Source organism: Helcococcus ovis (assembly GCF_004524775.2).
Taxonomy (GTDB): domain Bacteria; phylum Bacillota; class Clostridia; order Tissierellales; family Peptoniphilaceae; genus Helcococcus; species Helcococcus ovis.
On record NZ_CP119081.1, the window covers coordinates 249,161 to 261,273 of the forward strand.

The 12,113-nt window shown below is 27.3% G+C and carries 9 protein-coding genes; 7 read left to right on the forward strand and 2 right to left on the reverse strand.

The genetic code is table 11. From position 1 onward, the window contains the following. Positions 1–26: 26 nt before the first annotated feature. The 7 genes from EQF90_RS01180 to EQF90_RS01210 all read left to right on the forward strand — a co-directional run bounded on the left by EQF90_RS01180 (position 27) and on the right by EQF90_RS01210 (position 9,988). Positions 27–1,520, forward strand: coding sequence for an ABC transporter permease (locus EQF90_RS01180; protein ID WP_134711433.1), 1,494 nt, complete (start codon positions 27–29; stop codon positions 1,518–1,520). After that, positions 1,520–2,473, forward strand: coding sequence for an oligopeptide ABC transporter permease OppC (gene oppC / locus EQF90_RS01185; RefSeq protein ID WP_134711434.1), 954 nt, complete (start codon positions 1,520–1,522; stop codon positions 2,471–2,473). The genes EQF90_RS01180 and oppC overlap by 1 nt, the downstream gene beginning before the upstream one ends. Positions 2,474–2,482: 9 nt before the next feature. Further along, positions 2,483–3,556 carry an ABC transporter ATP-binding protein gene (locus EQF90_RS01190; RefSeq protein WP_134711435.1) on the forward strand — a complete coding sequence of 358 codons (1,074 nt, stop codon included), beginning with the start codon at positions 2,483–2,485 and terminating at the stop codon, positions 3,554–3,556. Beyond that, complete coding sequence (locus tag EQF90_RS01195) at positions 3,543–4,490, forward strand: ATP-binding cassette domain-containing protein (protein WP_134711436.1); 948 nt, start codon at positions 3,543–3,545, stop codon at positions 4,488–4,490. Before EQF90_RS01190 ends, EQF90_RS01195 begins: the two co-directional genes overlap by 14 nt. A gap of 264 nt (positions 4,491–4,754) precedes the next feature. Beyond that, the gene (locus EQF90_RS01200) at positions 4,755–6,251 is read left to right on the forward strand and encodes a C40 family peptidase (RefSeq protein WP_167604065.1); all 1,497 of its coding nucleotides are present in this window, start codon (positions 4,755–4,757) and stop codon (positions 6,249–6,251) included. Between the two features lie 104 nt (positions 6,252–6,355). Next, on the forward strand, positions 6,356–7,186 hold the full coding sequence (locus EQF90_RS01205) for a purine-nucleoside phosphorylase (protein WP_134711437.1): 831 nt from the start codon (positions 6,356–6,358) through the stop codon (positions 7,184–7,186). Between the two features lie 42 nt (positions 7,187–7,228). Then, positions 7,229–9,988 (forward strand): UvrD-helicase domain-containing protein, encoded by a 2,760-nt coding sequence (locus tag EQF90_RS01210; protein ID WP_134711438.1) that lies wholly within the window; start codon positions 7,229–7,231, stop codon positions 9,986–9,988. 413 nt (positions 9,989–10,401) lie between these two features. Here the strand turns inward: EQF90_RS01210 and EQF90_RS01215 are convergent, their stop codons facing one another. Both EQF90_RS01215 and EQF90_RS01220 read right to left on the reverse strand, forming a co-directional pair. After that, positions 10,402–11,277 carry a hypothetical protein gene (locus EQF90_RS01215; RefSeq protein ID WP_209021423.1) on the reverse strand — a complete coding sequence of 292 codons (876 nt, stop codon included), beginning with the start codon at positions 11,275–11,277 and terminating at the stop codon, positions 10,402–10,404. After that, positions 11,261–11,722 (reverse strand): hypothetical protein, encoded by a 462-nt coding sequence (locus EQF90_RS01220; RefSeq protein ID WP_134711439.1) that lies wholly within the window; start codon positions 11,720–11,722, stop codon positions 11,261–11,263. Before EQF90_RS01220 ends, EQF90_RS01215 begins: the two co-directional genes overlap by 17 nt. Between the last annotated feature and the right edge of the window lie 391 nt (positions 11,723–12,113).

A 12,113-nucleotide genomic window follows, 5' to 3' on the forward strand; every position in this document is an offset into this window, starting at 1 on the left:
AATTTATAGAGAAAGGAGAGTTAATTATGAAAAAATATTTATTTATGAGAATCATAAAGTCTATTATTTCAATATTTGTAGTGCTTGCTATTGTAATAGCTATGCTATATAAAGGTATACCTATTAGTAATATTTTTGATCAAGATAAAACTTATAATAAGTTACAAGGAAATGCAAAGACTATTCATAGATATAGTACATTAGATCAGTTAGGATATTTAGATTATAAGACAATTGGAGCAATGTGTAGTCTAGAATCTAAAGATATTAATGAATGTTTGAAACAAGATAGTTCCGAACAAAAAAGAATTATAAATTTGTTTAAGGATAAAGGTTTTAAAGTTGAGAAACTAACAAAGGGAGGTGTAAATCAAGGACAATATATTGCAACAAGAGAATTTGGTTTACATGAAATTATTTTTAGATATTTTAAACAATTATTTAATTTTGATCATCCAAATAAAGTTGTTGATGAAACAAATCCACAATTAAATGAAAATAGAGGATATTATTTTGGAACAGATCATAACGGAGTACCTGCATTAATGTGTAACGGTTGTGAATATAAATATCAATTATATTTCAATACATCATTTCCGTTTATACATTCAAACTTTTTATCATTAAATTTTGGTAATTCGTTCCCTACAAAACCAGGAACTTCAACATTGGAAGTTATTACTACTCCACAAGGACCATCAGTAAGAAGAGAAGTTACATATCCAACAGGATTAAAAGCTAAAACTGCTGATGATTTATATTCATTAAGATATAAGAAAACTACTGATCACTTAGATAAACAAAAATTTAAGGATAAATATGCTGACGTAAGTATTATAAGCAGGGATCCATCAATGGTTGGGACATCATATCTATTTGGTATTATTACATTAATTTTAGCATATGCATTTGCCTTACCAGCTGGGATTGCAATGGCGAGAAATAAAGGTAAACTAGTTGATAAGATTGGTATTTTATATATTAATATATTAATTGCTTTACCATCATTGGCATTTATATTCTTTATGAAATATTTAGGTTCATTAATTAACTTGCCTGATAAATTTCCACAATTAGGACCAAATAATATTAAATCATATATTATGCCGGTTCTTATTTTAACTATCTTATCTACATCAGGAATTATGACATGGATAAGAAGATACATGATAGATCAGTCTACATCTGACTATGTAAAATTTGCAAGAGCAAAAGGTTTATCACAAAAAGAAATATTTAAAAATCATATTTTGAAAAATGCTATCATACCAATTGTAAATGGTATTCCAGGTTCAATCGTTTTAGCGATAGGTGGAGCTGTTATAACAGAATCTGTTTTTGCCATTCCTGGTATGGGTAAGATGTTACCTGATGCTATTAATTCTGTAAATAATAATATGGTTATTACATTAACGTTTATATTTACAACTTTATCGATATTTTCATTATTAGCGGGAGATATATTATTGACAATAGTCGATCCAAGAATTTCATTAAATGCTAAGAAAGGAGACATATAATGACTGAAGAAAAAATATTATCTAAAGAAAATTTAACAGATGATATGTTTGAGTTTGTTCATGTAAGCTCAAGAGAATCAGAAAAAATTGCTACTCCTGAATATTCCTATTGGGGTTCGGTATTTAAGAAATTTTTCTCGTCAAAAGTTGCGGTATTTATGTTGGTTGTTTTAGTTATTGTTTTATCTGTTTCATTTATACAGCCAATATTTTCCGGATATGATAATTTAGATTTAAGATATGTTAATGACAGATCTAAACATTTTTTACCACCAAGTTCTGAACATTTATTTGGTACTGATGATGTAGGTAGAGATGTATTTAATATGGTTTGGGCTGGAGCTAGAACAAGTTTAACAATTTCATTTATAACTACATTTATAACAATGACATTAGGTATTGTTGTAGGAACTATTTGGGGATTTAATAAAAAATTAGATTTCTATTTAATGGATTTTTACAATGTTATATCCAATATCCCATATTTACTGATAGTTATGATACTTTCGTATGTATTGGGAGGTGGTACGTGGCAATTGATTTTTGCTTTGTCTGCAACGTCATGGGTTGGACTTGCATATTTCATGAGAGTTCAAGTTTTAATTATTCGTGATAGAGAATATAATATGGCATCTAAAGTTTTGGGTTCAAGTACATGGAAGATTATTAAACATAACATTTTGCCACATTTAATTTCAGTAATTGTAACTTCAGCTGCTGCAAGATTGCCGGGATACGTTTCGACAGAAGTATTTTTAGGTTTTGTTGGGGTAGGTTTAGATGAAAAAATACCATCCTTAGGGAGAACGATACAAGCTCACTCACAATATATGCAATCTAAGTCATATTTGTTTATATTACCGGTTGTTGTTATTGCTATAATAACAGTTTCTTTATATATTGTAGGACAAACATTGGCTGATGCTAGTGATCCACGTAACCATGAAGTTTAGGGGGAGTTTATGGAAAATAATAAAAATGTAATACTTTCTGTAAAAGATCTTGAAGTAAAGTTTGCGGTTCGTGACAGAGAGTTAACAGCTATAAGAAAAATTTCTTTAGATTTTGAAGAGGGAAAAGTAGTAGCTTTAGTAGGCGAATCAGGATCTGGAAAATCTGTTTTTACTAAGACATTTACAGGAATGTTGGATGAAAATGGGAAAATATCAAATGGTGAAATTTGGTTTGAAGGACAAGATTTATCAAAATTTAAGACAGATAAGGAATGGTTAAATATTCGAGGGAAAAAAATAGCTACTGTATTTCAAGATCCGATGACATCATTGAATCCTGTGCGTACAATAGGATATCAAATTTCAGAGGTGATTATAAAGCATCAAAAGAAATCAAAGTCCGAGGCAAAGAAAATTGCAATCGAATTGATGGAAAAAGTTGGAATTCCTGAAGCTGAAAAACGATTTAATGAATATCCTTTTATGTATTCAGGGGGGATGAGACAAAGAATTGTTATTGCGATTGCATTGGCATGCAGACCCAAGATTTTAGTATGTGATGAACCAACTACTGCGTTGGACGTTACAATTCAAGCACAAATTATTAAATTGATTAGAGATTTATCAATAGAATATGGATTTACTACTATCTATATTACTCATGATTTAGGTGTTGTTGCTAAAGTGGCAGATACAGTTGCTGTTATGTATGCCGGACAAGTTATAGAATACGGAACAGCTGAAGAAGTATTTTATGATCCTAGACATCCTTATACATGGGGGTTATTATCTTCACTTCCTCAACTTGAAGAAGATGGAAAAGAGTTGTTTGCTATTAAAGGAACTCCACCAAGTTTATTCAATGAAATAAAGGGAGATGCATTTGCTCCTAGAAGTGAATATGCAATGAAGATTGATTTCGAATTAGAACCTCCGATGTTTAGGATTAGTGATACACATTATGCCAAAACGTGGTTATTACATGAAAAAGCACCGAAGGTTGAAAGACCTTCAGCATTAAATAATTTACATGAAAAAATGTTAAAAGCTACATCAAAAGGAGGTACTTATGGAACAAAATAATAAAGAAGTACTAGTTGATGTTAAAGATTTAGAAGTTACTTTTACAAATGGGAAGAGAAAGTTTGTGGCGGTGAAAGGCGTAAATTTTCAAATTTATAAAGGTGAAACATTTTCATTAGTAGGCGAATCCGGTTCAGGAAAAACTACAATTGCAAGGGCTATTATTAGACTTAACAAGACATCAAATGGAGATGTAATGTTTAAGGGTGAAAAAATTAATGGAGATATTTCAAAAGAGAAATCAAAAACATTAAAAAAACAAATTCAAATGATTTTTCAGGATCCGGCAGCTTCGTTGAATGAAAGAGCAACTATTGATTATATAGTTGGTGAAGGTTTAGATAACTTCAAATTATATAAAGATAAAGAAGAAAGACAATTAAAGATAAATAGTGCTTTAGATTCTGTAGGGTTGTTACCAGAGCATAAGTCAAGATATCCTCATGAATTTTCAGGGGGGCAAAGACAAAGAGTTGGTATTGCAAGAGCTATAGTAATGAGTCCGGAATTAATCATTGCGGATGAGCCAACATCTGCACTTGATGTTTCGATTCGTGCACAGGTTTTAAATTTGTTAAATAAGTTTAAAAAAGAAGAGGGATTAACATACTTATTTATAGCTCACGATTTATCGGTTGTAAGATATTTTTCTGATAGAATTGCTGTAATAACAAAGGGAAGGATAGTAGAAGTTGCACCAACTGAAGAGTTATTTAGAGCACCAATTCATCCTTATACAAAATCATTGTTACAATCAGTTCCGATACCTGATCCGAAAATTGAAAAATTTAAGGAAGTTCACGTGTATGATGAAAGTTTGGCTAGTTCAATTACAGAAAATCATATGTTAAGAGAAATTGCTCCGGAACATTATGTATTTTGTACAGAAGAAGAAGTTGCTAAATTTAAGGAAGAATATTCAAAATTTAACTAATGAAGATTTAAGACTGACATATTTTTTGTCAGTCTTTTTTTATTTAATAACACTTTTATTTTTGATATTTAAAATTAATGAAAAACTTAAATATTTAAGATTATTTAATGTGTTTTGATAAAAATTATTTATGTAATTCGAACAGATATTATTACAAAAAATTAATATATAACAAAAAAGTTACTATTATTATTGCAAAAAAGTTACAAAAAATATATAATTTAATACATAAGTTACAAAAAAATTACAGGAACGGTGATTTAAATGGATAAAAAAAATATAAAAAAAGCGGGGATTCTAGCTTTATCAACTGCACTAATAAGTGGGGCTTTACTATTTCCTTCATTATCATCTGCTAATGATGAAATGTATAAATTAAATAATAAAGTTAGTGTTTATATGAATGCATATGACGCTAAAAATAGAAAGAATGCAGCGGGGAAATTTGGTGCAGGAGAGTATTATGTATTTAGAAAATTTGGGAACTATATAAATATTTCTGACACGCCAGGAGAGCCAGGAGGATGGATTAATCCATCTGATAATAAAGAAGAAATAAAGAAGGTATCTTCTGTAAAAATGACTGAAGTAAAGACATCTGAAAACAAATCAATTAGATTAAATAATGATGTGATTACATTAAATGTAAATACACCTATTTATATATCTGCTTCAGATGCAAAATCTTCAACTGATCAGAGAGGTACTTTTTTCCCTGGTACATATTATATATACAGAGAATATGATGGAGCATTTAATATAACAAGAGAAAAGGGCATTCCGGGAGGATGGATATATTTTGATAGTGAAACAAAAAATGAAATAAAAGTTTCAAATAATTTACCTAAAATAAGTGAAACTATTGAAACTGCTAAGCAAACCTTGGAAGTTATTTCGGGTAAAAGAAACGATGATGTAATTAATATTGTAGATCAAAATAAGTTTATATTAAAAACTAAAGTTAGTGGATTTATGACGGCATATAATGCTGAAAACTCTTTAGAAGATGTAAATACAGTTTATCCGGGCGAATATTATGTGTATACAAGATATAATGGAATGATAAATGTTACAACACAGAAAGATGTACCGGGTTCTTGGATCAATCCAAACCACACAAAGGTTGTTGAAGTTAAAATTGAAAAAACTGAAACTGAAAAAGAAGAAATTAAAAAAGAAGAAACTAAAAAAGAAGAAACTAAAAAAGAATCAGTAGAAGAAGTTAAAGAAGAAAAAAAACAAGAAGAAAAATCTTCAGATGTTATGGAAGAAGTAAAAGAAACATCTAGTGAGGTTTTGAAAGAAGAAAAACAAGAAACCACTTCGGAAGTAGAAAAGAAAGTAGTAGAAAAAAAATCGGCGGAAAAAGAAGTTGTTAAAGAATCCGCACAACAATTATATGATATTGTTGACTTTGCAAGGCAATATGTAGGTTATAATTATGTATATGGTAGCATGAGTCCAAGTATAGGATTTGACTGTTCAGGATTAACAAGTTATGTGTTAAAAAATACAAAGGGAATTTCAATCGCTAGAGGAGCTCAAGGGCAGTTTTATGGTGGGCAACCGGTAAGTAAGGATAATCTGCAAGCGGGAGATTTAGTATTTTTTGGTGATTCTATATATGATATTAATCATGTTGGAATATATGACGGAAATGGTAATGTAATTCATGCTTCTACAGAAGATACAGGAGTTATAGTAAGCAATTTCTACTCATCATGGTATCAAAATTATTATGTTGGAGCAAGAAGATATTAATTTGATTTATTAAGGAAAATAGGCAAGATACATCAGTATCAAGCCTATTATTTTTTTTGTTTATATTATATAATTAATATAAGAAATTATATTAAGGAGATGTTATGACAGAAAATATCATTTATACAAAATTAAAAACAGCATATAATGATTTAGTTAAAAAGATTGATTTCAAGCCGGAGCTTGCAATAACATTAGGTTCGGGATTAGGAAAACTTGCTGATGTTGTAGATGTTGAACAAGAAATTTCATATTCAGATATTGAGGGATTTCCTGTTTCTACTGCTCCCGGACATAAAGGAAGATTTGTATTTACACATATTCACGGCATTCCTACTGTAATTATGCAGGGGAGAGTTCATAGATACGAGGGATATAGTGCTTCAGATACGGTAATTCCTACTAGATTAATGGGAATGATGGGAGCTAAGACACTTATAGTTACAAATGCAGCAGGTGGAGTTAACAAAAACTTTAGTATTGGAGATTTGATGATTATCAGAGATCATTTAACACAATTTGTTGAATCTCCATTAATGGGGCCAAATGTTAAAGAATTAGGAACAAGATTTCCTGATATGACTGAAGTTTATAATAAAGAATATAGTGATACAATTGAAAAATTAGCTAAACAAAAAGGAATTTCAGTTCAAAATGGTGTGTATTGCCAATTTTCAGGTCCGGCATATGAGACTCCGGCTGAAGTAAGAATGGCAAGTATTTTAGGAGCTGATGCAGTAGGGATGTCAACTGCTATCGAAGCTATGGCTGCAAAACATATGGGAATGAAAGTTTGTGGTATTTCACTTATTACAAATTTAGCAACAGGAATCTCAGAGGTTGAATTGTCAGAGCAAGAAGTAATTGAGGCTGGTGAAAATGCTTCAAAATATTTTATTGATTTGGTATTAGACTTTATAAAAACATTGAAATGAAATCATCCTCACATTTTGTGAGGCTTTTTAATAGGAAGAAATATGAATATAAATTATAATCAAAATGAAGCTATAAATACTATAGATGGACCGGTATTAATCATTGCAGGACCGGGTACGGGCAAAACTTTTACATTAGTTGAGCGAGTTATAAATATGGTTGCAAATTTAGGTATTGATCCCTCTAAAATATTAATTTCAACATTTACAAATAAGGCCTCTTTTGAATTAATTGACAGATTGTCAATTAAATTTAAGGAATTAAATATACATAAAGATGTAAATGATATGATGATTGGCAATTTTCACTCTATTGCAAGACGAATATTAGATGAATATATAGATTTTACACCTCTTAAGAGAGGGTATATACAGATTGATTCAGTTGAACAAAATTATCTTATAAATAGGTTTTTACCATATTTTAGAAATATTGATGGATATGCTTATGTGATAAATAAAAATAGAGAAGTAAAAGATATAGCAAAGATAATAAATAAAATTTGTGAGGATGGTATACTTGATAGAAAATCAGATAATCAAAGATATAATTTATATTTCAAGATAGTTGAAATGTATGAAAATATTTTAATGAAATATAATATGATTGATTTTTCTCATGTACTTTTTTATACATATAAGTTACTAGTTGAATATCCCGAAATTAAACAATCATTAAGAAAAAAGATTAATTATATGATGATTGATGAATATCAGGATACAAATATTATTCAAGAAAAAATAATCTTTGAATTATTAAATGAAAATCAAAATATTTGTGTTGTAGGCGATGATGATCAAAGCCTTTATAGGTTTAGAGGTGCTACTGTAAAAAATATTTTAGAATTTGGGAAAAAATTTGAAAGTGTTAAGAAAATAAACCTACAACAAAATTATCGTTCAGAAGGAAGTATAATAGGATTTTATTCTAAATATATGAATGATTTAATTGAAAGTAATCCGGATTTGAGCCAATACAGATATAAAAAAGTACTTTTTTCTGATAGAATTGCTGGTTGTGAAAGAGTAAGAAGACTTACAGCAAATTCTGATGAACAATGGTATGAAAAAATTTATGAACTTATTTATAATTTAAAAAATAAAGGAGCAATAAATAATTATAATGAGATTGCTTTATTATTTGGTTCTTTAAATCATGAAAAATCTAGAAAGTTAATTTCATTTTTAAAAAGTAGAGATATAGACGTATATATGCCTGCTACATCTACTTTAATTTCACAAAATGAAATACGAAAAATATTAGGTGCACTTTATGCAATTTTTAAAAATGTGATAATAAATAAAGTTAAAAACTTTGATCGTGAAACACAAGTATTTTTAGACAACTGTTATGATAATTTTTATAAATCTAAATTAAAAGAAGATGAGCTTGATCAGTTTATAATAAGAATGTCTAACTATATTTCCTCAGAAGATATTAAAATTACATTACATGATATATGTTATAGGTTATTTGCGTATAAACCTTTTTTTAACTATATGAATGATATTGATAGGGCTAAGAAATATTCAAGATTTTTAGAGTTGATTGATGCATTTAATTTAATTGAAGGTATTTATACTATAAATTCTTCTAATATAGAAAAATTTGTTAATGTATTCTTTTATGAATTTATAAAATTTATAAAGGATGAAAAAATTTCTGATTTTGAAGAAGAAACAAAAATTCCTGATAAAAATTCTGTAAGTGCATTAACCATTCATGCTTCAAAAGGAATGGAATATCCTGTAGTTATCATGGCTTCAATGTGGGATAAAGTATTTAACAGTTATAAAAACAAGCTTGATGATGACTTAAATAAAATTAGTTTTATGTATGAAAAAGATACTTCATTTGAACCAAGTGAAATGATAAATTTATTAGATTTTTATAGAAAAAATTATACGGGATTTTCAAGAGCAAAGGATTTGTTAGTTTTAGCAGGTCTTGAAACAAATTATATTTCCGTATCAGACGATTTGAGGCAAATCTTTTTAAGTTTAGATGAAATTGACTTAAATGATTTGGATATAGAAAAGGGAAAAGCTAAGGATAATAAAGTGAAATCTTTATATTCTTTTACAGCAGATATAGTACCATACAATAACTGTCCATTTGAATATTTTTATACAAGGAAATTAAAATTTTCAATGCCAAAAACTCCAAGTCTTTTCTATGGTTTAGTTGTCCATGAATCTATTGAATACATTAATAAAAAGATTATAAAAGGAAGAGATGTTTCTAAAGAAGAAATTTCAAATATTGTGTTAGAAATTTCAAGACAAAAATATATTCAAGGTGCAGAAAATTTAAATAGAGAAATTGTAGATAAAGCGATAAAAGAAGTTTTGTTATATTATAATTTCTTAAAAACTTTAGGTAAACCTGTAGAAAGTGAGTTAAATATTACTATGTCTACAGATAAATATGTGATCACAGGTAATGTCGATATGATTTATGAAAAAAATGGAGAATATCATATTGTTGACTTTAAAACAGGTACACCACCGGATGAAAATGATGGGCATCATTCACTTGAAACTTATTTTAATCAAATAAACCTATATGCACATTTATTTGAACTTACTAAAAATAAAAAAATTGCAACAATGTCACTATATTTTACAGATTTAAATGCAAAAAAACGTTTATTCACTTTTGAATATGATGAAGCTAAAAATATAGAAATTCAAAAAATGATAGATGATACAGTTTCAAAGATTGAAAATGAAGAATTTAATATATCAGAGAAATGTAAAGAAAGTAGGAGTTTATTAAAGTTTTTTATGGCTAAAAAATAACAAAAACTAACTTACGACACTAGTCCTTGCTTAACGAACTGACCTCCTTAAAGTCGACTTTTATAGCCGACTTTAAGGAGGTCAGTTCGTTTGTTGTGGCTGCGGAGGTGTATAAGTGGGTTTTATTTATTTTATATAATGTATTATAAAACCAAAGGAATGAAAAATAAAAATTTGGTTCTATAATATAATTATAATTAGTATTTAAAAGAACCAAATTTTATCTTTTAATCTTCTTAAAATGTTACTTTAATTCTTAATTAAATCTATGGATATTTGATAAAAAAACAAATATCTAATTCTCTAAATGTCCTATTTTATTTACTGACGATATTTGACTAATAAATTTTTAATTAATATCAAACATTGTGTATTAACTTTTAATAATGAAACACATTCATTAATAATTACATCTATCTTGATATAGAAATATGATATGGAGTTAGGTATCCCGCTCGTTGTGCAGCATACATCGCATTTACAGCTATATTTTGAATACTAGAATACTTGTTAGGCTCAAAATCATAATAATCTCTTATTATCAAATATCCACTTGAAGCTCTTTCCCAGCTAAACTTATGTATGGCATAATATAAATCCTTTTGAGATGTTGTTCCAGAATTTGGAAAAGCATCATCACCCGTGTTTTTATATGGTTTATTCTTTAATTTTGAAAAAACCGGAGAATTCTCAACTTTATACCCATTAACTGGTGAATAAACCGAGTTTTTATTTTTATTTTTAACTGCATGAGTTAATAATTCTGATGATAAAACATACCCCTTAGCATAAAACCAGGCATTAACCGCTGCAACCTGTATTCTAAATTCTCGGTATGGATCTATTGTAATAATAGGACTTACATGTGATATATTTTTTAATAAAGATTTCCGGGAATAGTCATTTTTTCTATTTATCATGTTATTATATTTATAGTCATTGTAATCCTTCAATTGTTGTTCAAGTGTATCAATAAGTTCTTTAGTTTTTATAGTTTTATCATGATTTAAATTTCCGGATAGTATCAATTTTTTATAAAATTTGATACTATCTTCTAAACTTTTTTCAACGGAATAATTAATTTCAGATAATTGATTTTCAATAGCATTAATTTGATTATCTAAATCTGATATATTAACCACTTTCGTAATTTGATTATATGATTTTTCATTTGGATCTATAGCATAAACATTAGATGTATAAAAAGTTAAAACAGTAAATAAAATCGCTAAAAAAATTTTTTTATATTTTCGTATAAAAATCCTCCATATATTATATAATATTTTCAAATATATAATATATTTTCTTATTTTCATCAAATATAATTATTAAGGTCTTGAAAAAAAATGAATCATGCTTGTTTTTTTTTACAGAATCTATAATCTTTATATCTTTCAATTTTATCAATCTTGTTAATCCTGCATTTTTTATCATTTCAGATAATAATTTCATATCACTATCTAATTCTACATTTCTATAGCATTCAGCACAATCAATACTATAATCAAAGTTCTTAGAATTTAATTTTAATATTCTTTGACCATCATTTACAAATCCTCTTTCAGATTCATATAAAACATCAATATTATAAGGTTTTTTGATACTAATTCCCCATGAATTTAATAATGTTTTTTTATAAAAATTATTATTATATTGTATAAAAAATAAAATTAGAGCAAGTAAAATTAATACAAATAAAATGATCCCTATTCCTATTTTACATTTTCTTTTCAAAAATACCTCCTTATTTCTACAAAAATTAAATAATTACAAAAATTATATTGAACATAAATATCATTTAAAAAAATAAATATTAAAAATAGTAATTTTGAGATTTATTTATTTTTTTTAGGAAATCGTTTTTTTTTAAAAATATAACAAAATACAATTTAAATGTCAAGATAAAATTAATAATATTAAAATAAACTATTTTTAGTATATTCATATTATTTAACATTATAATTATTTTAAAATAATTTAATATTATATACCTTTTCGTTAATACTAAAATAAAAACGTGGTATTAAGTAATACTTAAATTCTTTGATGTATAAATATTATAAAAAAACGTTTTAGAAACTAATCTCCCTTTATTTGCTATATTAGTTTGATTTTTCTTGTATTT